The organism is Bacillus sp. AM1(2019) (assembly GCF_009906915.1).
Classification (GTDB): domain Bacteria; phylum Bacillota; class Bacilli; order Bacillales; family Bacillaceae; genus Bacillus; species Bacillus velezensis.
Map to the genome: position 1 here is coordinate 1,825,100 of NZ_CP047644.1, position 26,831 is coordinate 1,851,930.

Genomic DNA, 26,831 nt, shown 5'->3' on the forward strand with positions numbered 1-26,831 from the left:
AGGAATGATATCGGAAAAAATCAATATCTCACTGGATCATCCCATCATGAAGGGCCATATGGTCTTTGGTGAAGCGGTATTGCCCGGTCTTGCTTATATCGATTTGATTTATCAGGTTTTTCAGGAACACGGTTATGTATACAATGAGCTCGAATTGAAGCACGTTACGATTTATCAGCCTTTAACCGTCAGTGAAACGGCTGCAATCATTCTGACCATTCAATGTTCTGATAGCGGAGATGGAAAGTGGCTCATCTCCCTTTCAGGGCAGAAACAGCAAGGTGACGAGCTGTCAGACAATATACAATATGCGACGGCTGAAATGGTGAAAAGAGACGCTGTCACATTTGACGAAACCATTGATTTCGGCGATGTGAAGCAGTCAGGCAGATCTCTGAATCTTGATGACATGTATAACCGCTGCCTGGATCATGACTTGGTTCATTCCGGCATGATGAAATCGAACGGACGATTGTACGAAACAGAAGGCGGCATGCTGGCTGAGCTTTCTTGCGAAGAAGGAAAAGATTTCTTTTTATTCCATCCGGCCCTTTTGGATGCGAGCGGAATCGGGGCGAGCGGTTTGCTTTCTGAAACAAACCGGCTTCACCTGCCTTTATATTATGAATCGTTCACGGCCGCCGACAGGCTGCAATCAGAGTGCACGGCGCGTATCGCCGCTTCCGGCGTCCGTCAGGAAAAAGAACTCACAACGATGACGATCGAGTACTTCAGCCGATCCGGACAAAAGGTGGCGGAGCTTAAAAACATTACGGGAAAAGCGGTTCGGCTCGAAGAAGACGCGAATACAGCCGAACAGAATCAACAGGCTGCAACTGAGACGGAAAGCGCAGATGAAAAAGACATCATTCTGTTTTTAAAGAAGCTTTTGGCTGATAAGCTTGGTCAGCCTTGGGAGACGCTGGACGTTCTTGCAGGCTACTATGAGCTTGGGCTGGATTCATCTTCTTTGCTTGAGATTGTACAGGATATCAGTAAAAAGACGGGTGCGGACCTCGCGCCCACTCTTCTCTTTGAATATACAAATATAAAAGAACTTGCAGCCTTTTTGAAAAAGACTGGTTCATTTGAATGTGCGGAACGTGCAGCCGAACCGACACGGTCTGAAGCTGAAGCACCGGACGCGCCAGAACATCATAAAAACACCGGAGATATAGCGATTATCGGAATGGCCGGCCGCTATCCGAAAGCGAAAAGTGTGGCGGAGTTTTGGGAAAACCTGAAGGCAGGCACGGATTGCATCACAGAAGTTCCGAAGTCCCGATGGGATTGGAAAACATATCAAAACGTAACGTCCCCGTCTGGAAAAACAGTATCAAAATGGGGCGGTTTCATTGACGATGCCGACTGCTTCGATCCGCAGTTTTTCAGAATCTCACCGCGTGAGGCGGAAACGATGGACCCGCAGGAGCGCCTGTTTTTAGAAACATGCTGGGAAACGATTGAAGATGCGGGGTATACGCCTGAAACGCTGGGAAATAAAGGGGAGAAACAGCATCCGATCGGCGTATTTGCAGGGGTGATGCATAAAGATTATTCCTTAATCGGCGCAGAACAATTATCTGAAACTGATCCTTTTCCGGTTTCACTGAATTATGCGCAGATCGCCAACAGAGTGTCCTATTATTGTGACTTCCACGGGCCGAGCATCGCGGTGGATACCGTTTGTTCCTCATCATTGACCGCCGTCCATCTGGCCATTGAAAGCATCCGCCGCGGCGAATGTGAAGCCGCGCTTGCGGGAGGGGTGAACTTGTCGCTGCACCCGGCGAAATATCTCAGCTACGGAAGCGTGGGCATGCACTCAAGTGACGGCCGCTGCCGTACATTCGGCGAGGGCGGGGACGGCTACGTTTCCGGAGAAGGAGTCGGTGCGGTATTGCTCAAGCCGCTGGAAAAAGCCGAACAAGACGGCGACCGCATTTACGCGGTCATTAAAGGAAGCGCCGTTAACCACGTAGGGAAAGTAAGCGGAATTACCGTCCCGAGTCCTGCTGCACAGGCAGAAGTCATTAAGGCCTGTCTGAAAAAAGCAGGTATCAGCCCGCGGACCGTCAGTTATGTGGAAGCCCATGGCACGGGTACTTCGTTAGGAGACCCGATTGAAATTGAAGGTCTGTCAAAAGCGTTCAGCCAAGGGACGCAGGATCAGCAATTTTGTTCCATCGGTTCGGTCAAATCAAATATCGGCCACGCAGAATCAGCGGCGGGGATCAGCGGGTTAACAAAAGCGGCGCTGCAGCTTCATCACAAAACGCTTGTCAAATCACTGCATTCTGCGGAATTAAATCCTTACCTGAAATTTGAGGGATCTCCTTTTTACGTACAGCAGCAGACTGCTCCGTGGAAGCAGCCGGCAGCCGAAGAAAACGGAAAAGTCACACATTATCCGCGCCGGGCCGGACTCAGTGCCTTCGGTGCATCAGGTTCGAATGCCCATATCATTTTAGAAGAATACATTCAGCCTGAACAAAAAGCGCCTGCACCTGAGAACGATGCAGCAAAACTCATCCCGCTGTCAGCAAGAAATAAAGACAGGCTTCTGGCCTATGCGGAAAAACTAGCCCGATCGCTTTCAGAAAAGACGGTGCTGTCTGAACTGGCTTATACTCTTCAGACAGGACGTGAAGCAATGGAGGAGAGAGCTGTCTTCCTTGTAAATGACACCCGCGACTTGAAAGAAAAGCTGAATGATTTCGTAAAAGGAAACGAAAACATCCCCGGTCTTTGGCGCGGACAAGCCGAGCTGCCGGAACTGAGCGAACCCGCTCCTGAGACGGATGATCCGATACGGCTTGCCGAGTTATGGGCAGAAGGGAAAATAATAGATTGGAATAAGCTGTACGGTTCATATAAACCGCGTAAAACAAGCGTTCCGACGTATCCGTTTGCAAAAGAACGCTATTGGATTCCGCAGCAGAAAAAACAGGAGAAAAGCCCGTCAGGCACAGTGCTGCATCCGCTTTTACAAGAAAATACGTCAGATTTTTCGCAGCAGCGCTTCACGTCTCTTTTTACCGGAGATGAATTTTTCCTATCTGACCATGTCGTCAACGGACAAAAAATACTGCCGGGTGTCGCCTATTTGGAAATGGCCGCAGAGGCGGTCAAAAAGGCCGCTGCCGTGACGGAAAAAGACCATAGCGTCACACTCAGGCAGGTTGTTTGGGTCCGTCCGGTCATAATTGAAGACAAGCCGAAAGAAATACATATCGCCCTTTACCCAGAAGATAATGGTGAGATTACCTATGAAATATACAGTGAGGCAGAAAACGGCGAAGATCCGGTTATTCACAGCCAGGGTGAAGCGGTCATTACCGAACCGGGCAGCGCCCAGATAGATATTGAGTCTGTCAAAGCTTCCTGCAATTTAGGAATCGTGACTGCGGAAGAATGTTACGGTGCTTTTGAGAAGATCGGTCTGGATTACGGAGAGGCATACAGGGGCGTACAGCAGTTGCTGCTTGGAGAAGACCGATTATTGGCCCGTATTTCACTCCCGGCTGCCGTACATGACAAAAAAGAACAGTATACGCTTCACCCGAGTATGATGGACGCCGCTTTTCACGCTTCCGTCGGTCTGCTTGTCCGCTCAATACATGACGATGCAGACAGCCACGAGCTTTCTTTGCCGTTTGCGATGCAGGAAGTGGAAGTGTTCGGGCCGTGCCCTGAACATATCTGGTCATATATCCGGTACACAGAAGGCAGCAAAGCAGATGACAGCGTAAGAAAATTTGACATTGATATGTGTGATGATGCCGGTACGGTTTATGTCCGGATGAAAGGCGCGTCCGTCCGGGCGCTTGACACAGGCCAAACAGCGGGCGGAGAAACCTCGGAGGCGCCTGTCGGCCATACGATGCTGATTCCGGCTTGGGAGCCTGTTGCGCTTGAAAAAGCCGGGGAAGCAGCGGTGGATAAGCAGACGGCAGTATTCAGCGGAACGGATTCGAGACATACGCGCATAAAAGAACATCTGCCGAACGCTTCCTATTATCCGATCAGAAGCACGGATGATATCGCATCTCTTACGCACATGCTTGAAGGACAAAAAGAACTGGAGCAAATCATTTGGCTTGCTCCGCAGGCTGAGAGTGCTGACAGCCTCAAGGAACAGGAAAGGAACGTTCTTCATGTGTTCAAGCTGATGAAAGCATTACTTGCCTTAGGGTACGGAGAAAAACGTTTGGACTGGTGCATCGTCACAGCAAATGCCCAGCCGTTTTCGGATCAAGACAGCGCCGACCCGTCACAAGCCGCAGTCAGCGGACTTGCCGGAACAATGGCGAAAGAATATCCGCATTGGCATATCCGCATGATTGACACAGAAACGGACGGCAGCTGGCCGATCGAAGAGGCGCTCAGTCTTTCTGCCGGGAAAAACGGTCAAATTTGGGCGTACCGCAATCAGCAGCTGTTTGAGCGGCAGCTGATCCCGCTTGACAATATGCCGACAAACGGCACGCTGTACCAAACAGGCGGGGTTTATGCCGTGATCGGAGGCGCGGGGTATCTTGGCGAGGCATGGAGTGAATACATGATCCGCCGCTACAAAGCACGCATCATTTGGATCGGAAGAAGCACACTGAATGATTCCATACAGGCGAAACTCGACCGGCTCAGCGCATTCGGCCCGGCGCCTGAATATGTTTCCGCCGATGCCGCTGACAGTTCTTCCTTAGAGCGGGCTTATCAGTTCATAAAAGAGCGCCACACAAAAATAAACGGCGTTATCCACTCGGCAATGGATCTGTCTGAGCAAAGCTTAAATAATATGAAGACAGAAGAGTTCAAATCGGTGCTGCGGGCAAAAGCCGATGTAAGTGTGTCCATGGCGGAGGTATTTGGACGGGAGCCGCTTGACTTTGCGCTCTTCTTCTCCTCGCTTGTGGCATTTATCCATAACGTGAAACAAAGCCATTATGCCGCAGGATGCGCTTTCAGTGACGCATTTGCGAAGGAACTTGATCAGACATGGAATTGTCCGGTCAAAGTGATGAACTGGGGCTATTGGGGCAACAGCGAAGCGGCTGAAGACGGTGATTTTATTCAGCTGATGGATCAGATCGGATTGGGATTGATCGAACCGGACGCTGCAATGGAGGCGCTTGAAACCCTTATGACGCTGCCGATTGATCAGGCGGCCTTCATTCATACGACCAAACCGGTCGCAGTCGAAGGGATGAATGAAAGAGAAAAGATTTCCGTTTATCCGCCTCAGCCGCTTGTCTTTTCACAACAGCCGAAGGTCGCTCCGCCCGGCGCACGTCTTGTTAGAGAGGCTGACCATCAGGAGCTCGATGATTTTCTGTATCAGCTTTTGATCGCCCAGCTTAAAGAAGCAGACTTGCTGACGCCGCAAAGCCTTAAAGCGTATGAGCCCGAACACGAATACTTTAAAAAATGGCTCAATCAAACGATCGCTTTCCTTCTGGAACATGGCTATCTGGAAGGGAATGCGGATTCATATAAACTGCCGGCGCGAGCCGAAAACACAACCGCCTCGCTATGGCAAAAATGGGAGCGGGAAAAAGAGGAATGGCTCAACAACGCCGATACAAAAGCGATGACTGTTTTAGCCGAGACGATGCTTAAAGCACTGCCGGACATTCTGCGGGAAGAAGTGCCGGCGACAGACATCATGTTCCCGCACTCTTCAATGGAACTTGTTGAAGGAATTTATAAGCACAATCAAGTCGCGGATTACTTTAACAGCGCCCTGTCAGATACATTAATGGCTTATGTGAAAGAAAACATCAGCAAACATTCAAAAGCCGAGATCCGCATACTGGAAATCGGAGCGGGCACAGGCGGCACAAGCGCAGGCATATTTGAAAAGCTTAGGCCGTATCAAAACCATATAAAGGAATACTGTTACACCGATGTATCGAAAGCTTTTCTCGTGCATGCGGAGACGGAATACGGCAAACGGAATCCTTATCTGACGTATCAGCTTTTTAACGCAGAAGCGCCGCTTGCCGGCCAGGACATAGAGCCGGGCGCATACGACATCGTCGTTGCGGCCAATGTGCTCCACGCGACGAAAGACATCCGCCAGACGCTGAGGAACGCCAAAGCCGTTTTAAAAGACAACGGTTTGCTGCTCTTAAATGAAATGGCGGGAAACAGCCTGTTCCCGCATATTACTTTCGGACTGCTTGAAGGCTGGTGGCTGCATGAAGATTCCGCCCTTCGTATTCCGGGGTGCCCGGGCTTGTATCCGGAAAGCTGGAAGCGCGTGTTAGAAAGTGAAGGCTGGCATTCTGTCTTCTTCCCGGCAGAAGCGGCACATGAATTAAGCCATCAGATTATAGCGGCAACAAGCAACGGCATTGTTCGCCAAAAAACGCTTAAATCAGGGGCCGAAAAACGGACCGCACCGCCAAAAGCAGCACATGCGCCGGAACTTCAGGCGCAAACAACGGTGCAAAAAGGCGACACGTCTTTAACAGAAAAAAGCACCGAGTACTTGAAAACGTTAATCGGAGAAACATTAAAAATTCCGCCGGCTCAAATTGATCCGAAAGCGCCGCTTGAAAAATACGGAATTGATTCTATCGTCGTCGTACAGCTGACAAACGCGTTACGAAATGTATTGGACCAAGTCAGCAGCACTTTATTTTTTGAATATCAGACGATTGAGGCGCTCGTCGCTCACTTAATCAAAACGAAAAAAGACGCGATGATCAAACTGACGGGACAAACGCCTGTTCAGGAAGAACGGAAGGCATCACCAGAACCGCAGGCTGTACAGCCGGCTAAGCCGCTTCGCACTGACTGGCGGCGGAGGGAAAAACGGGCAGCCAAAGAGAGCGCCCGGCAAAGTTCGGTTCGCGACGTGGCCATCATCGGTGTTTCAGGACGCTACCCGCAGGCAAAAACAGCGGCTGAGCTTTGGGCTAATATTAAAAAAGGAAAAAACTGCATAGAAGAAATCCCGCGGGAACGCTGGAACTGGCGGGATTACTACGATGAAGAGAAAGGTAAAGAAGGCTCTATTTATACGAAATGGGGCGGCTTCATTGAGGATATGGACAAGTTTGATCCGCTGTTCTTTCAGATTTCTCCTTTGGAAGCAGAGCGAATGGACCCGCAGGAGCGATTATTTTTAGAAACGGCGTATGCGAGTATCGAGGATGCCGGCTATACGCCTGACAACCTGTGCCAAAGCAGAAAAATCGGTGTTTTTGCCGGCGCGATGAACAAAAACTACCCGACAGGCTACGGCTATTGGTCCATTGCCAACAGGGTATCTTACCTTTTTGATTTCCAAGGGCCGAGCATTGCCGTTGATACAGCCTGCTCCTCTTCTTTGACGGCTATTCATCTGGCGCTTGAGAGCATATACAGCGGTTCAAGCGAATGCGCGATTGCCGGTGGCGTAAACATAGTGACCGACCCGATCCATTATATGAATCTGTCAGTCATGAACATGCTTTCCGCAGGCGACACGTGCAAATCGTTCGGAGACCGCGCGGATGGTTTTGTCGACGGAGAAGGGGTAGGAGCGGTCGTGTTAAAGCCGTTAGACCGAGCGATTGCCGATAACGATCACATTTACGGTGTGATTAAAGGAAGCACCATTAACAGCGGAGGCAAAACGAACGGATACACCGTTCCGAATCCGAATGCGCAGGCCGCCTTAATAAAAGAAGCTTTCGAAAGAGCAAACGTCCCGGCGCGCACCGTCAGTTATATTGAAGCCCACGGTACGGGCACCGCATTAGGAGATCCGATTGAAATCGCCGGATTAATGAAAGCATTTGAAGAGGATACAACAGACAAACAGTTTTGCGCCATCGGCTCCGCAAAATCAAATATCGGCCATTGTGAGAGCGCCGCGGGCATTGCGGGTCTGACAAAAATATTATTCCAGCTCAAAGACCGCCAAATTGCGCCGTCCCTGCACGCGGAACAGCTGAATCCGAATATTGATTTCGCGTATACGCCGTTTGCCGTTCAGCAGGAGCTCGGTGAGTGGAAACGTCCCGTCATCGGCGGCAGAGAGCTTCCGAGAAGGGCGGGGTTAAGCAGCTTCGGCGCGGGAGGAGCAAACGCCCACCTCGTCATAGAAGAATATACGGCAGACAAAGAGCCTGATGAAACGCCGGCAGATCAGTCCGCCATCATCGTCCTGTCCGCGAAAAACAGCGAACGGCTCACTGAAAAAGCAAAACAGCTCAGAGACGCCATCCGTGAAAAAAGATACAGCGGCAGCGACCTTATGAGCATAGCCTTTACTCTCCAGACTGGCCGGGTGCCGATGGAAGAGCGTCTCGGCTTTATCGTTCATTCACTTCATGAACTTGAGGAAAAACTGAATGGATTTATCGCCGGACAAAACAGCGCCGGACTGCACCGTGACGGCACGGAAGAAAACAAACGGATGCTTGCCGTATTTTCGGCGGATGATGATATGGAAACAATCATAGACGCTTGGATCAGCAAACGGAAATATTCTAAGCTGCTTGAGCTTTGGGTAAAAGGATTGGACATCGATTGGGCGAAATTATACGGAGACCGTCCTCCGGCCCGCATCAGCCTGCCTGCTTATCCGTTTGCGAAAGAACGCTTCTGGCATCAGCAGCCTGTACAAAGCAAGGCCGCGCCCGTTAACGCGCCGGCTGACGAAAATGATCCGGCGGAACAATTTGAAGTAATGACTTTTAGAGAAGTTCTTAAAGAACAGGCTCTGCCGGCAGCCGGAGAAAAGCAAGTCAAAACGGTGATTTCTTTCTTATCTGATCAGAAGAAGCAGCAGGAAGCCGTCTCTGTGGTCAAATCGTATGACAGTGACATTGACGTTATTTTTATCGCTCAGGGAGACCGGTATGAGGCTCTGTCCGCCGGCCGCTGCCAAGTGGTGCGGGAAGATCCGCAATCATATGTGAACGCTTTTGCGGATATTCAAAAAGAGTACGGTGAGGCTTCTGCCATTTTGTATTTATGGGCGCTTGAAGATAAAAGCTGCATCGAAGATTATTCATGTATCGTCCATATTCTCAAAGCAATGGCTGAGACCGGTCTGCAGCCGGAAAGGCTGTTATTGGCGGGGGAATATGCATCCGGTCTGGAAAGGTGCTACTTGGAATCATGGATCGGCTTTGAGCGTTCGCTCGGCATTGTTCTCCCGAAAACAAGTGTTACCGGCCACTTCAGAAAAGCCGGTGCGGCCATAACGGACTGGGTGAGAACCATTTGGGACGAGCTGAAAGCTGAAACAGACCATACTGTTTTCTTGGAAGAGGGAAAACGATATGTCTATCACACCGAACCAACCGGACTAACGAAAGAAAACAGCAGGATCAGAACCGGCGGAACATATCTCATTACAGGCGGATTAGGAGGGCTCGGCTACTTATTTGCCCGCCATCTCGCCCGGAACTACCAGGCAAATGTCATTCTCACGGGGCGGTCGCCGATCAATGAAGAAAAGAAAGAAAAAATGAAAGACCTGGAAAATCTCGGTGCGGGTGTTCTTTACGCCGAAGCCGATGTTTGTGATCCGATCGGAATGGGCGACTGCATCAAGCGCGCGAAAGAACGATTCGGAGCCATTCACGGCGTCATTCATGCGGCGGGCATCGAAAGCAGAACATCCGTCTTTGAAAATGAAATCGGGAATTTCCGCAGTACGCTTGAACCGAAAATAAACGGAAGCCTGCTTCTTGACGAGTGGCTGAAAAACGAAACGCCTGATTTCATCTGCTACTTTTCATCCACATCTGCTGTTTTAGGAGATTTCGGCTGCTGTGATTATGCGGTCGCGAACAGGTTCCAAATGGCGTATGCCCGCTATAAAAACGAACAATCAGAAAGCGGAAACGCTTTTGTCATCAACTGGCCGGTCTGGAAAAACGGCGGAATGGCCGTCGGCGGTGAAGAGACGACGGGCATGTACCTGAAATCAAGCGGTCAGCGCCTGTTAGAAACAGATGAAGGCATTGAGCTTTTTGAGCGCATCATTTCTCAAGACAACACCCAGTGCCTTGTCATTGCCGGCGAAAGAAGCCGTGCCGAACGATTTTTAGGCATACGGCGGGACGATTCATTAAAAACGGATGCGCTTTTGGAAACCGTGAGCCGCCGCATCCCGGAAGAAAGCGCGGAAAAACGGCTCGAAGCGGATTTGAAAGAGCTGATACACAGTCTGCTGAAAATATCTAAAGATAAACTCGTCCTGCATAAAAACTGGGCGGAATTCGGATTTGATTCCATCTATTTAGCCAAATTTGCCGCTCTTTTGTCGAGTCATTACGGCATTGAAGTCACTCCGGCGTTATTTTACAGCTATGCCACGCTCGGAGACGTCATCAGCTATTACCTGACAGAACATAAAGAAACGATCGAAACGTTTTACCGAACGGAAGAAACCGAAACAGAAGCCGCCGCTCCGGATAACAAGGAGTATACGGATCAGGAGATCATCGCCATGATGAAACAGGTCTCTGAGGGGACATTAGATTTTAAAAGAGTGCAAGACATCATAGAAGGGAGTAAGACCTATGAATCATAAAGAACTTCTCGATGCCTACAGATCAGGAACGCTCACCATCGCTGAAGTAGAACAAAAGCTTCAGGCTTCTAAGCGGACAACTGCAAAACGTCCGCTTTCAGAAGGCCAGAAAGGTTTGTGGATGCTTCAGAAAATGTTTCCGGAGATGAGCGCATATAACATTCCGTTATGCTTTCGTTTTCAAAAGCTGGATGTCGAGACATTCAAAAACGCCCTTTTGTCCGTGCAGCGCCAGCACCCTATTTTGACCAGTGTGATAAAAGAGGAAAACGGCCTTCCGTATCAGATAGAAGATACGGATCGGCATTTTCCGATTGAAGAAATGAATCTTTCCGAATTAAGCGGGCGTGACGCTCTTTCGTTTATTAAAGAAAAAGCAAAAGAACCGTTCTCGCTTGAAACCGGGCCGCTCCTGCGTGTTCAAGTATTCCGGCGGGCGAAGCGGGAGCCGATTGTGTTAATCACCATTCACCATATCATTTTTGACGGCGTCTCTCTTATGACGTTTATGTCGGCGCTGCTGGACGCTTATGCAAAAGCAAGTGAAGGCAAAGAACCTGTCATGCTTCAGCAGGCCGCAGATTATCATGACTTTGTGAAATGGGAAAAAGAGCTGCTGGAAAGCGAAGCGGGAAAAACGCATCTCTCTTATTGGAAAAAGCAGCTAAAAGGACCGCTGCCGGTGCTTGAGCTTCCGTCGGATTATCCGAGATCATCGGTTCAAACTTGCAGGGGGCAGGCGTATCAGCGCTTGCTTCCTGATGAACTGAACCGGCAGATTAAAGTTTGTGCCCAAAAAAATAATGTCAATGAATCCGTTGTGTATCTCGCTATTTTCAAAGGACTGCTCTATCAATATACGAATCAGGAAGATGTCATCGTCGGCATGCCGACGATGGGGCGTTCTGAGGCTCAATTTGAGTCTGTCATCGGATACTTTATTAATATGATCGCGGTCAGAAGCAGGGAGACGGGCGCCAAATCTTTTACGTCGTTTTTGAAGGAGCTGCAGCTGACACTGGCAGAAGGGCTGGACCATGCCGCGTATCCGTTTCCCGCGCTTGTAAAAGAATTGAAGACGGAACGCTCGCCTGCGGTGTCGCCTGTTTTTCAAACCGCGTTTTTCTATCAAAACTTCTTCCGGACAGAAGGAGCGGAAAAGCTGGCGGAACTATATCAATCACTCGGCATTGAAATGATAGAAGACATTCATCAGGAAGGCGAATTTGAGCTTGCGCTTGAAGTCTATAAAAAAGAAACGGGAACCGTCCTGCAATTTCTGTACAACCCGGATGTCTACAGCCCTTCTTTCATCGAACGAATGGCGGAGCATTATATGAAACTGGCAGAAAAGGTGCTTTCTGATCCGGAGATCGCTTTTGAAGCATGTTCCGGCCTGCTTAATCAAAAACGTGAAGCAAGCCGTTCATCCCATCAGCCGAATGAGCGCTGCATTCATGAAGTGTTTGCAGAAAAAGCCGGACGCCACCCTGACAGAGAAGCCGTCACATTCGGTGAAAACAGTCTTACATATCGCGAATTAGATGAACGAAGCACGGCGCTCGCTGTGTACCTGCAAGAAAAGGGCGTCACACCGGAATGCCCGGTCGGCATTTGTACGGAGCGTTCTTTTGAGATGGTCATCGGCATCCTCGCCATTTTAAAAGCGGGAGGCGCGTATGTGCCGCTGGATCCGGCTTTTCCAAACGAACGGATGGCGCACGTGTTGACTGACAGCGGCGTTTCGATCGTATTAACGCAAGCAAAGACGCGCGGCATGATTGAACAGTTGGCCATCGGCGGTGTGAACACGGTGGAAATTGAAAACAGCGGACGTTCTGTCAGCAGGGCAAAACTGACGCCGCGTTCAAAACCGCATCATCTCGCTTATATTCTATATACGTCCGGAAGCACGGGAAAACCGAAAGGCGTCATGGTTGAGCACAGGGCCATCATGAATACGCTGCAGTTTTTGGAAGCTGAGTATCCGGTCGCTCAAGAGGATGCCTATTTGTTAAAAACGAATTACGTATTTGACGTTTCGATTTCTGAATTATTCGGCTGGTTTATTGGAAACGGACGGCTTGTCATTTTGCCGCCTGGTGCAGAAAAAAATCCGCAGCTTTGCATGGAATACATCCAAACCCACCAGGTCACGCATCTGAATTTTGCGCCCGCCGTGTTTAATGTATTTCTGGAAACGGTAAAGCGGCATACGGCATTTACAGAAGACGGCCCTGTGAAATATGTGATGGTGGCCGGTGAGGCGTTTCCGAAAGATTTAGTCAAAAAGTCAGTTTCCATCTTCAAACATGCCAGAATTGAAAACATATACGGCCCGACGGAAACATCCATTTATGCCGCTTACTACAGCTGCGGCCAAAAGGAAATCACAAGCAGGAATACGCCGATCGGGAAACCGATTCACAATACGCGGCTTTATATCGTCGATGAAAAGCTCAGCCCCGTCCCTGACGGTGTGGCCGGGGAGCTTTGCGTGGCCGGCGCCGGTCTGGCCAGAGGCTATTACAATCAGCCTGAGCTGACGGCGGCATCATTTATTGATAATCCGTTTAGTGAAGGAGAAAAACTTTACAAGACAGGTGATTTGGCCAGATGGCTGCCTGACGGAAATATAGAATATGCCGGCCGGATTGACAGTCAGGTGAAAATCCGCGGCTTCCGCATCGAATTGGGAGCGATTGAAACGAAAATGAGCGAACATCCGGATATCCTTGATCAGGCGGTAGTTGTTCAGGAAAAGAACGGACATAAAAAGCTGATTGCTTATTATACGGCCCGCGCCGGTCATACGGCAGATGAAAAAGCGCTCCGCAACCATCTTTTATCGAGTCTGCCGGATTATATGGCGCCTGCCCATTTTATCCGTCTGGATGCGCTGCCGTTAACACCGAGCGGAAAAGTGAACCGCAAAGACCTAAAACAGCGCAAGGTAATCGTTCACCGGTCTGAAAAGACGGGCAGACTGCCGTTATCAGAAGCGGAAGCGAAAGTGACCGCAATATGGGAAGACCTGCTGAATACGGCGGGCATCAAAATCGAAGACGGCTTTTTCGATGTGGGAGGCGACTCGCTTCTGGCTGTTGCGGCAGCAGAACGCATTAAACAGGAGCTGGAATGCGATTTTACCATCACCGATTTATTCGAACACTCTACCATTCAGGCGATCAGCCGATTTATTGTTGAAACAAAACAGGCGGCTGAATCAGAGGCGCACGGCCAAGATGAGAGAGAAAGAGAACAAACACCGCAAAACGGGGTGCCGTCTTACTTTGATGACAGTGTGGCGATAGTGGGGATTTCCTGCCAGTTCCCCGGCGCGAAAAATCATCATGAGTTTTGGAAGCAGTTAAGAGAAGGAAAGGAAAGCGTCCGGTTCTACTCGGAAGAAGAACTTCGGGAAGCCGGCGTGCCTGAAGATTTGATCGAAAATCCCGACTATGTGCCGGCATTATCGACGATAGAAGGAAAAGATCTCTTTGACCCTGAGTTCTTTCACATTTCTCCGAAAGACGCAGAATTTATGGATCCTCAGCTTCGGCTTCTGCTGCTTCATTCTTGGAAAGCCGTCGAGGATGCGGGATATGTATCGAAAGAGATTCCGAAGACAAGCGTATATATGTCGGCAAGCAATAATTCGTATCGGTCGCTTTTGCCGGAAAAAACGACAGAAGGCCATGAATCTCCCGACGGCTATGTGTCATGGGTGTTAGCGCAGAGCGGCACGATTCCGACGATGGTTTCCCATAAGCTCGGATTAAAAGGGCCAAGCTATTTCGTTCATTCCAATTGCTCATCATCATTAGTCGGTCTTTATTCAGCCTACAAAAGCATAACGAGCGGAGAATCGGAATACGCGCTCGTCGGCGGAGCAACTCTGCATGCAGCGACCGGCATCGGCTATGTGCACCAAAACGGATTGAATTTTTCAAGCGACGGGCATGTCAAAGCATTTGACGCTTCAGCCGACGGTATGGCGGGCGGAGAAGGAGCGGCCGTCATTCTGCTGAAAAAGGCGTCACAAGCCGTTCAGGACGGAGATCACATATACGCCATGCTCAGAGGCATCGGTCTGAACAATGACGGAGCGGATAAAGTCGGTTTTTACGCACCGAGTGTAAAAGGTCAGACTGACGTCATCCAGCATGTTTTAGACAGCACGAATATTCACCCGGAGACGATTTCCTATATCGAAGCGCACGGCACAGGAACGACATTGGGTGATCCGATTGAAATGTCCGCGCTGCAGCAAGTGTATAAACGTTACACGGACCGGGAGCAGTATTGCGGGATCGGCTCCGTAAAAACGAATATCGGACATTTGGATACAGCAGCAGGTCTGGCCGGGTGCATCAAAGTCGCCATGAGTTTATATCATCGGGAGCTGGCGCCTACCATTAATTACACGTCACCGAATCCGAATATCAAATTCAGCGGTTCGCCGTTTTATGTGGCGGATAAGAGAAAACCGCTTCCGGAGAGAGACACGCCGCACCGCGCAGCGTTAAGCTCATTCGGACTCGGAGGAACAAACGCACACGCCATTTTTGAACAGTATGAAAACAAAACGATCAGCGGATCAAATGACGGACAGCCGCCTTATATCGTTCCGCTGTCCGCGAGAAATAAGCAGCGTCTTACTGCCTATGCATCCTGTTTATCCGGCTTTCTGGATGAAGCCGAAAACGATGTTTCCTTGCATGATCTGGCATATACGTATCAGACCGGACGTGAAGCGATGGAAGAGAGAGCCGTTTTTATCAGTCATGATCGTCACGATTTGAAGCGTCAGCTGCAGGATTTTATCAACGGCAATGACCAAAACATCTTACGGGGCGAAAAAGTGAGAAGCAGAGAAGTGTCAGCTCAGGAGATGGAAGAGCTTGCGGCATGTCAGACACGGGATGAAAAGCTGAAAGCACTCGCGGCGCTCTGGGTTGAAGGAGCGCGTGTCGATTGGGGCTTATTGTATCCGGATTCCGCGCCGCAAAGAATCAGTGCGCCGACCTACCCGTTCGCAGAGGAGCGCTTCTGGCCGGAAGAAACGGTGAAGCAAACGGATACCAAGCTTTTGCATCCGCTGGTACATCAGAATACATCCGTCTTGCAGGAACAGCGGTTCAGTTCGGAATTCACGGGAAAAGAGTATTTTATTGCCGAGCATATCATTAAAGGAATGGCGATCGTGCCGGCTGCCGTTACCCTTGAGATGGCACGGGCCGCGGCGGAGAAAAGCATCGGCGGGGCAACAGAGGAATCTCTGGGCCTGCGCTTAAAGAATATTGTATGGGTCCGTCCGGTGATAGCCGATCAGGAGGCTGTCCGTGTCCATATCGGACTTTATGAAGAAGAGGACGGACAGATTCAATACAGAATGTACGGGGGTAACGATTCTATCGGTGAAGAAGCTCCTCTTTATAATCAGGGCATCGCTGAAATCATCCGGAAGGAACCGGAGGAAGCGGCGGATATTGAGCAGCTGAAGCGCCGGTGCACACAGGGAACAATCGAATCTCAAGCGTTTTACAAAGGAATGATCGGTGCTGATTACGGGCCCGGATACAAAGGGGTGCAGCTTGTATACAAAGGCGAAGACCGGCTGCTTGCTAAATTGAAGCTTCCTGAATCCGTCTCTCATACAAAAGCTGATTATATCCTTCATCCGAGTATGATGGACGGTGCGCTTCAGGCCGCCGAATATTTGCAAAACGTAACGAGAGCGCTGCTTGCAGAAAGCGGGGAACCATTCAAAGCCGCATTGCCGTTTGCTTTAGAGGAGCTGGACGTTCTGAATCCGTGCGCTGATGATATGTGGGTGCACGTCACATTCAGTGCGAACAATAAAGCCGGCGATCCTATCCAAAAAGCCGATATTGATTTATATGACAATAACGGCGGGCTTTGTGTGCGGATGAGAGGTTTCTCAACACGGATCATGGAAGAAAACGCGGGTGCCGGCGTTTCGGTCAGCCGTACGGACACATTGCTCGCTGAACCGGTCTGGAAAGAGCAGACGGAACCGGCGGACCACGAGCCAACGTATGAAGAGCATATCATTTTTCTTTGTGAGTACGATGAAGCCGTAAAACAAGCTGTCGAAGCAAAGCTTGAACATGCAAGCGTCATTATCTTGGACGATCGTCCCGCATCCATTGCAGAGCGGTATCATTCTTATGCGGGTCAGCTGTTTGACCATATCAAAACCATAATGAAAAGCAAGCCGAAGGGCCGCGTTCTTTTTCAGGCTGTTACGCGGTCAGCAGGCTTACAGCGGGTGTTCTCAGGCATTACCGGCCTCTTCAAAACCGCATGCCTTGAACATTCCAAGCTGATCTGTCAAATGATCGAAGCCGAGGAGGAAGAAAGTGCTGAAGGCATAGCGGAAAAAGTGTCCGAAAACTGTATGCATGCCGAAAGCGTCCATGTGAAATATGAAAACGGAAAGCGCTTTGCCGTTGATTGGGAAGAAATGGATATTCCTCAAGCGGAGCCGGATATTCCGTGGAAAGACGAAGGCGTTTATCTCATTACAGGAGGTGCGGGAGGTTTAGGTCTGATCTTTGCAAAAGAGATCGCAAACCGTACAAAAGCTGCCGTCATCATACTAACCGGCCGGTCCGCTCTCAGAGAAAAGCAGAAAGACATGCTGGAAACAGTACGTGCTGCCGGCGCTTCTGTTTTCTACGAGCAGACCGATGTCACGGACGAAGCAGAAGTATACCGATTGATCCGCAATATCCGCAAACGGCATGGCAGGCTGGACGGGATTGTTCACAGTGCCGGCATTATAAAAGACAACTACATGGTGAAGAAGACGGCAGAGGAATACCAACACGTTCTCGCTCCGAAAGTGAAGGGCCTTGTGTATCTTGATGAAGCGTCACAACATGAGAAATTAGATGTCTTTATTGTCTTTTCATCCTTATCAGGTGTGCTTGGAAGCGTCGGCCAGGCTGATTATGCGTCTGCAAATGTCTTTATGGAGATGTATGCCGAGTACCGCCGTTCTTTACAAGCCGCAGGACAAAGATACGGAAAGACGCTTTCTGTCAGCTGGCCGTTATGGAAAGAAGGCGGAATGCAGGCAGGAAAGCAGACGGAAGATATGCTGATGCAGGAGGCGGGAATCGCACCGCTCGGTACAGATGCCGGCATCAAGGCTTTATATCAAGGCTTGATGAGCGGGACAGCCCGGATGACGGTTGTTGAAGGAGATGTGAAACACATGAAAGCAAAACTGTTCCGCAAAGAGAATGATCATCCGGAAGCAGAGACCGGCGTACGTCATGACATTGATGCTGACAGCCTGCTTGAAAAAGTGAAGCATCTGTTAAAACAGCAGACGGCCTCACTGTTAAAAGTAAACATTGACAAAATTGATCCTCATGAAGAAATGACAAAATACGGGCTGGATTCTATCTCGATGACTGAGTTTACGAACCAGTTAAACAAAACGTACCGGCTTACGTTAACGCCGACGATTTTCTTTGATCATCCGACAATCCATGAATTTGCCGTTCATTTAATCAGTGAATATGAAGAGGAATTTGCCGGACGGTTTGCGGTAAATACAAAAACGGTTCAATCGGCAAGGCCGGTAAAAGAGACTCAAATCACGCGCCCGGCCGTTAAGCGACGCCGCACTCTGCCTGAGACACTTCCGCAGACAGTGCAGCGGGGCCAAGGGCCGGAACCGATCGCAATCGTAGGCATCAGCGGGATTTTCCCGATGGCAGAAGACATTGAAGCTTTCTGGCAGAACCTGAAAGAAGGCAAAGACTGCATGACCGAGATTCCGAAAGACCGCTGGGACTGGCGGGACTATTACGGGGATCCCGCAAAAGAAGCCAATAAAACAAACGTCAACCAAGGCGGGTTTATTGACGGAATTGCTGAATTTGATCCGTTATTTTTCGGGATTTCACCCCGGGAAGCGGAGCAAATGGACCCTCAGCAGCGTCTCTTGCTGACGTACGCGTGGAAAGCGATCGAAGATGCCGGATATGCGTCAAAGAGTCTCTCAGGCACAAAGACAGGTGTGTTTATCGGGACCGGAAATACCGGCTACGGTTCTCTTTTAGCCAATGCCGATGCGGAGATTGAAGGGTCATCCGCGGCGAATACAAGTCCGTCTGTCGGACCGAACCGTGTCAGCTATACGCTCAATCTGCACGGGCCGAGCGAGCCGATTGATACCGCCTGCTCAAGCTCACTTGTTGCCATACACCATGCCGTTTCTTCAATTGAAGAAGGAACGTGCGACATGGCTTTGGCGGGAGGAATCAATACGATTGTTCTTCCGGATGTGTATATCAGCTTTGATAAAGCGGGCGCGCTGAGTAAAGAAGGAAGATGCAAAACGTTCTCTGATCAGGCTGACGGTTTTGCCCATGGTGAAGGAGCAGGGCTCTTTTTCCTCAAAAAGCTGAAAGCCGCTGAGGCGGATGGGGACCATATTTACGGCGTCATTAAAGGAAGCGCGGTGAATCACGGCGGCCGCGCGGCATCTTTAACAACGCCTAACCCGAAACAACAGGCGGAAGTCATTAAAGCCGCATACAAAAAAGCGGGCATTGATCCGAAAACAGTCTCTTATATCGAAGCGCACGGCACCGGAACAGAACTGGGAGATCCCGTTGAAGTTAACGGACTGAAACAAGCGTTCAGCTCGTTTGCAGACGGAAAAGAGAAAGCGGCCGCCTATTGCGGCTTAGGGTCGGTCAAAACGAATATCGGCCATTTATCCCTTGCCGCGGGAGCAGCGGGCATTATTAAAATTTTGCTGCAGATGAAGCATCGGACACTAGTAAAAAGTCTCCACTGTGAGACGGTAAATCCGTACATTCAGCTTGAAGACAGCCCGTTTTATCTGGTGCGGGAGACAATGGAATGGAAGACGCAGACGGACGAACGCGGAAGCGAACAGCCTCGCCGCGCGGGCATCAGCTCATTCGGCATCGGAGGCGTAAATGCCCACGTTGTCATCGAAGAATACATTCCAGAAGACAGAGAGGAAGCAGATGATTTTCATATCGACCCATGTCTTTTCGTTCTGTCCGCCAAAAATGAAAAACGCCTGAAAGAGCAGGCAAAACAGCTGAAACGTGCGCTTACTGAAAAACGGTACGATCAATCCTCCCTCGTTTCTATGGCATATACCCTCCAAATCGGAAGGGACGCCATGGAAGAACGTCTGGCGGTTATTGCCGGATCTGCAGAAGAACTGCAGGAAAAACTGTCACAGTTTATCACTGGAGATAAGCACGCGGACTTGTACAGAGGAAGAATAGACAAAGGCACGCTGCAAATGCTGACGGAAGATGAAGAAATTCAAGAAGCCGTTGAAAAATGGATGGCACGCGGCAAATACGCGAAGCTGCTTGAATTATGGGTCAAAGGGCTGAACGTCGATTGGGCGAAGCTGTATGGAGACCGACCGCCTAAACGCATGAGCCTGCCATCGTATCCTTTTGCAAAAGACCGCTATTGGGCGGCAAAAAGCACCGGAAAACACGAAAAAACAAGCACTGTATCTGCGGGAAAACAAGACGCGCTTCATCCGCTTCTGCACAGAAATACTTCAAACCTTGCAGAACAGCGGTTCAGTTCAATCTATACAGGAAAAGAATTTTACCTTGCGGACCATGTTGTAAAAGGCGTGCCGATTTTACCGGGAGTGGCACATCTTGAAATGGCGCGCGCAGCAATGGAACAGGCATCTGAAGTTCCGGCCGGACAAGGAAGCGTCAAGCTTAAGAATACGGTTTGGGTGCGGCCGATCACCATTGAAGACGAGCCGGTTCATGTCAACATCCGCCTCATTCCTGAAACGGCAAATGACGTTCAATTCGACATTTACAGCGGCCGGGAAACAGATCAGCCGTCCGTTTACAGCCAAGGGGCAGTATCAGTCCGCCCTGATGCCGAGGCACCGGTCATTGATCTCCAAAAGCTGAGATCACAATCCGCCGAGACACCGTTTTCTGCAGATGAAGTGTACGATATGTACCGCAAAATCGGTTTTGATTACGGCCCGGCTTTCCGGGGTGTCAAAGCGATTTATACAGGTGATGATTTCGTATTGGGCAGACTGTCACTTGATGCGGCTTGTGCGGACACGGTACAGGAGTATGTCATGCATCCGGGCTTAATGGACTCTGCATTGCAGGCATCAAGCATATTAACCGGAACAAATGATGAAAAACTGATGCTTCCGTTTGCGGTTCAGGAGCTTGAAGTATTCAGCGCATGCGCTGCCGAGATGTGGGTTTACGCCAGACTTTCTGAAGACCACAAAGCCGGCCAGATTGAAAAACGTGATCTTGATATTTGTGATGAAAACGGCAAGGTTTGCGTAAGGCTGAAAGGTTTGTCATTCAGAACGGCTGAAAAAGAACCTGAGAAAAAAGAAAAAGCTCCGGAAACGCTCATGCTTGAGCCGATATGGACCCGAAGCGATGAAACCGCCGTTCAAACGGAACCGGTTTTTGCCCGGCATATCGTGTTGCTTTGTGACACAGACGCCGGATTGAAACAAGCCGTTGAAGCCGCGGGAGCTGAATGTATTGAAATGACCTCCCGGCACGGGAAAGCGGCGGCGCGCTTCCGTGATTATACAGGACGGATATTGGAGACGCTGCAAAAACTGCTGAAGGTAGAGACGGATGGAGACGTCCTCATCCAGACGGTTCTCTCTAAAACAGATAAGCATCAGCTGCTCTCAGGCATTTCAGCTTTGTTAAAAACAGCCGGCCTGGAACATAAAAAACTGAAAACCCAGCTGATTGAAATAGAACCGGCGGAAAACGGCAGAATCACAGACATCATCAGAGAAAATAAAACACGGGCTGATGACAGCCATATCAAATATGAAAACGGCATCCGATACAGCGCAGATGTCAAAGAAACGGCCGTGTCCGGCGGCAAAATACGCATTCCGTGGAACGACGGAGGCATATATCTCATTACCGGAGGAGCCGGGGGCTTAGGCTTTATTTTCGCGAAAGAAATCGCCCGCAAAGTCAAAGAGCCGACACTGGTTTTGACAGGCCGTTCCGCATTAAGCGAGAATCAGCGGATGCAGCTGCAATCGCTTGAATCACTCGGAGCAAAAGCGGAATACAAGCAGGCTGACGTAACAAACGCTCAAACTGCGGCAGACCTGGTCAAAACAATTGAGACGGAATATGGCGGCCTTCACGGCATCATTCATAGCGCGGGTGTGATGAAAGATCAGTATATCGCAAAGAAAACAACCGAAGAGTTTTACAGTGTACTTGCTCCTAAAACGGACGGATTTGTCAACCTTGATGAAGCAACCGAGCATTTAGCGCTGGACTTTTTCATCGTTTTCTCATCCATTTCGGGTATCACCGGGAATGCGGGACAGGCGGATTATGCGGCGGCAAACGCATTTATGGACAGCTATGCGGCATACCGCAACGCGCTGGTTACCGCAATGTACCGCCACGGTCACACATTGTCAATCAATTGGCCGCTTTGGAAAAACGGCGGAATGCAAGTCAATGAAGAAATGGCGAAGCTCACCGAAAAAAGAACCGGCGTAACGCCGATGCGCACTGAGACCGGAATAGAAGCTCTTTACAAAGCATGGAGCACGGGGAAAACAAGCGTGCTCGTCATGGAAGGAAACCGCGCCGTAATGCGGGAAAAGCTGCTTCAAAAGACTCCTGCAGCCGCTTTTGCACCGGTTAAGAAAACGGATGAAACGCCTGCGCCGAAAGACCTGACGGCAAAACTTCAGGAATTGCTGGCAAAAGAGGTTTCCGGGCTTCTGAAAATAAACATTGAAGAAATCGATATCGAATTGGAGTTCAATCAATACGGATTTGATTCCATTACGCTGACGGAATTCGCCAACAAGCTGAATGACACTTACCAGCTTGATCTGACACCGACCGTATTTTTTGAATATGCGACGATTCAAGCCTTGGCGCATCATTTAGCAGAAGACTATCAAACACAATTTGCCGGCAGCACACAGCCGAAAGAAGAAAAACAAAGCGGCGTAACTGATGATGGCGGCATCAGACTGGCAGGGAACAAACGATTTGCAAAAACTGCCGTACAGCCTGTTCAGACTGCGGCTGAACATAAACCGGAACCGATCGCTATTGTCGGCATGAGCGGAGTGTTTCCGAAGGCCGCAAATATTGATGAGTATTGGCGCAACTTAGAAGAAGGAAAAGACTGTATAACAGAGGTGCCGGCGGATCGCTGGGACTGGCGTGAGTATTACGGTGACCCGCTTAATGAAGCCAACAAAACAAATGTAAAGTGGGGCGGATTTATTGACGGAGTTGCGGATTTTGATCCGCTGTTCTTCGGAATTTCACCGCTGGAAGCCGAACAGATGGATCCCCAGCAGCGCTTGTTAATGATGTATGCGTGGAAGGCGATAGAAGATGCGGGATATTCCGCTAAAAGCCTTTCCGGCACGAAAACAGGCCTGTATATCGGCACGGGGAATACCGGATACGGCTCACTGTTTTCCGACCTGGATATCGGCGGTGCGTCAGCCGCAAATATGAGTCCGTCAGCGGGGCCGAACCGCGTCAGCTATATGCTTAATCTGCACGGGCCGAGTGAACCGATCGACACGGCTTGTTCCAGCTCGCTGGTCGCGATTCATCACGCCGTATGCGCCATTGAAAACGGGAACTGCGATATGGCGATCGCCGGCGGCGTGAATACCGTCGTCACACCGCAAGGCCACATCGCTTATGACAAAGCCGGCGCTCTGAGCAAAGAAGGGAAATGTAAAACATTCTCCGACAGGGCGGACGGATTTGCCGTCAGTGAAGGTGCCGGAATTCTGTTTTTGAAAAAGCTGTCAGAAGCGGAAAAAGCGGGCGATCATATCTACGGTGTCATTAAAGGCAGCGCGGTCAATCACGGCGGACGTGCGAACTCCTTGACGACGCCGAATCCGAAAGCCCAGGCGGAAGTCGTCAGAACGGCTTATGACAAAGCAGGCATTGATCCGAGAACAGTCACTTATATTGAAGCGCACGGAACCGGAACGGAGCTTGGCGATCCGGTCGAAATCAACGGCCTGAAATCCGCCTTTCAAAAGCTGTACGAAAAAACAGGCGATCCCGCCGTTTACGCGAGTCACTGCGGTCTGGGATCGGCTAAAACCAATATCGGCCACCTGTCCCTGGCAGCCGGTGTCGCGGGTGTGATCAAAGTGCTGATGCAGATGAAGCATAAAACACTTGCAAAAAGCCTCCACAGCGAGGTCATCAACCCGTATATCAAGCTGAAAGACAGTCCGTTTTACATCGTACAGGAAAAAAGAGAATGGACGGCATTGAAAGACGAAAACGGCAATCATCTGCCGCGCCGTGCGGGGATCAGTTCTTTCGGCATCGGCGGCGTAAACGCCCATGTCGTCATTGAAGAATATATCCCGAAGGTAGAAAGAAAAACAGCTGTTTTCACACACCCTCAAATCTTTGTGCTGTCGGCCAAAGAAGAAGAACGTCTGCAGGAACAGGCGCAGCAGCTGGCGCAAGCTTCTTTTACGGAAGCGGATCTTGCCGATGTTGCTTACACGCTTCAGCAGGGGCGTGATGCCATGGAAGAAAGAGCGGCCATTATCGCTTCCTCGGCCGAAGAACTGCGGGACAAGCTAAAGAGCTGTGCGAAAGGACGTTATGATATAGCGGGTATTTATAAAGGAAAAGCGGGTAAAACCTCCCTCAAATCCATTCTGGCAGGCGCAAACGGGGAAGCGAATATCGAAGAGCTGATAAGCCGCCGAGAGAATGACAAGCTTGCGGAATTATGGGTGCAGGGCGCGGATATCAAATGGGACGGCCTATATTCTGATATCAAGCCTCAACGGATGAGTCTTCCTGCTTACCCGTTTGCGAAAGAGCGGTACTGGATCACGGACAATCGGCCGAAAGCAGAGAAACCGCAAGCTGTGCCGACGTCGCGGGTGCTGCACCCGCTGCTTCACGAAAATGTATCAGATTTAACAGAGCAGCGGTACCGATCCGAATTTACGGGACAAGAGACGATTTTCACCGATCATCTTATTAAAGGCAAGCCGGTTATGCCGGGCGTTGCCTACTTGGAAATGGCTAGGGCGGCGGTTGCTCAGGCAGTCAAAGGGCAAAAGGAACGTCCTTCTGTCACCCGCCTGAAAAACATCGTTTGGGTTCGGCCGATCGAAGCGGGACACCGCCCGATTGAAGCGCAGATCAGCCTGAACCCGAGGGAAAACGGTGAAATCGTGTATGACATTTACACGGATTCACAAACAGAAGCAAGCGGCAGGCAGATACACTGTCAGGGCGCTGCCGGCATTCTCAGCGCCGGGGAGGCTCCGCACCGTGATATAGGCGCACTGAAAGCTCAATGCGGCCTCAGTATACTGACTTCTGAACAGTGTTACGGTTTATTCAGCAAAATCGGCATTGACTACGGTCCCGGACAACAAGGAATTCAGCAGATTCATATCGGAAGCAATCAAGCATTGGCTGAGCTCCGGCTGCCTTCCTTCCTCGAAGAAACGGCAGATCAATACGTTCTTCACCCGTGTATGCTTGATTCAGCTTTACAAGCGACAATCGGACTGAAGCTGCACGCAGATGATAACCAGCTGTCACTGCCGTTCGCCCTTGAAGAACTGGACGTTTTCAGCCCGTGCACGACAAGCATGTGGGCGTATGTCAGCTCCCGGGGAACGGATGAAAAAATACAGCGTATGGACATTGACTTATGCGATGAGACAGGCCGGGTCTGTGTCAGAATTAAAGGGATTTCTTCCAGAATGATGGAAGGCCCCGCGCCGGAAACATCATTAAATGGAGCAAACCTTCTGGCTCCGGTGTGGGATCTCGCGGAATTCCGTGATCAAAGCCCGGCATATAAGACGGAAGAGGTTGTCTTTATCGCGGGGGATGAGGAAAGCGCGGTTTTTCAATTGCATCATCCTTCTGCGAAACGGCTTCATATCAACCCGGAGGATGAAATAGAGGCTGTTGCGGCTGAACTGAAAGCAAGAGGGTCTTTCGGGCATATCGTATGGATCGCTCCTTTTCACAGCGCTGATGACATGGTAAAAGCTCAGGATACGGGCGTCATCCAGATGTACAGAGTGATTAAGGCCATGCTTGCTTTAGGATATGGAGGCAAGCGAATCAGCTTGACTGCAGTCACAATAAAAACACAGTCCGTACAGCCGGCGGACATGATTGATCCGGCTCATGCAGGCATTCACGGTTTGGTCGGCTCGCTCGCAAAAGAGTATCCGAACTGGCAAACAAGGCTGATTGATGCCGGATGTCCGGAAGATGTTTCAAAGGCGGAGCTGTTCTCAGCGCCGTTTGATGAGCAAGGCAATACATGGGCGTACCGGAACAATCACTGGTACAAACAGCGCCTTATTCCTGTACAGCAGCCGGTGTCAAGCCGGCCCGCTTACCAACAAGGCGGCGTTTATGTCGTCATCGGCGGCGCGGGGGGCATCGGCGAGGCATGGAGCGAATATGCCGTGAAAACATATCAGGCGCGAGTCGTTTGGATCGGCAGACGAAAACATAACAGCGCCATCCAGGAAAAAATCGACAGACTCAGCCAATTCGGCCCGGCGCCGATTTATATTGAAGCTGACGCGGCAAATCCGAATGAGCTCACACGGGCGTATGAAACGATCAAACGCACGCACCCGCAAATTAACGGAATCATCCATTCCGCAATTGTTTTAGAGGATCAGAGCCTGAAAAATATGCCGGAAAGCCGTTTTAAAAGCGTGCTCGCTGCAAAAGTCAATGTCAGCGTGAATATGGCCCGCGTGTTCCAAAATGAGCCGCTGGACTTTGCTTTGTTCTTCTCATCTGTTCAATCATTTGCACGAGCGGCCGGACAAAGCAATTATGCTGCCGGATGCAGTTTCAAAGATGCCTTTGCCGCTCATTTGGCTCAAGTTCGGCCGTATTCGGCGGCAGTGATGAATTGGAGCTACTGGGGCAGTGTCGGAATCGTATCATCTGCCGAATATCAAGAACGGATGAAACAGGCGGGAGTCGGATCAATTGAAGCGCCGGAAGCAATGGCGGCGCTTGAACGATTGCTCGGCGGCCCGTTGAATCAGTTCGTCATGATGAAACAGGCGGAAGAGCCGGAGGAAAAACCGGAAGAAATGATAGAAGTATACCCTGAACATCACGGCTCGGCGATGCAAAAACTGCGAAGCTATCAGCCTAAAGTAACAAGACATGTACAACAATTGAGTTAA

The 26,831-nt window shown here is 50.2% G+C and carries 2 protein-coding genes; both read left to right on the forward strand.

The features are described 5' to 3' along the window. Positions 1–4 precede the first annotated feature (4 nt). On the forward strand, positions 5–10,540 hold the full coding sequence (locus GNE05_RS09085; RefSeq protein WP_160182678.1) for a type I polyketide synthase: 10,536 nt from the start codon (positions 5–7) through the stop codon (positions 10,538–10,540). Then, positions 10,530–26,831, forward strand: a complete 16,302-nt coding sequence (locus GNE05_RS09090; protein WP_160182679.1) for a non-ribosomal peptide synthetase — start codon at positions 10,530–10,532, stop codon at positions 26,829–26,831. Before GNE05_RS09085 ends, GNE05_RS09090 begins: the two co-directional genes overlap by 11 nt.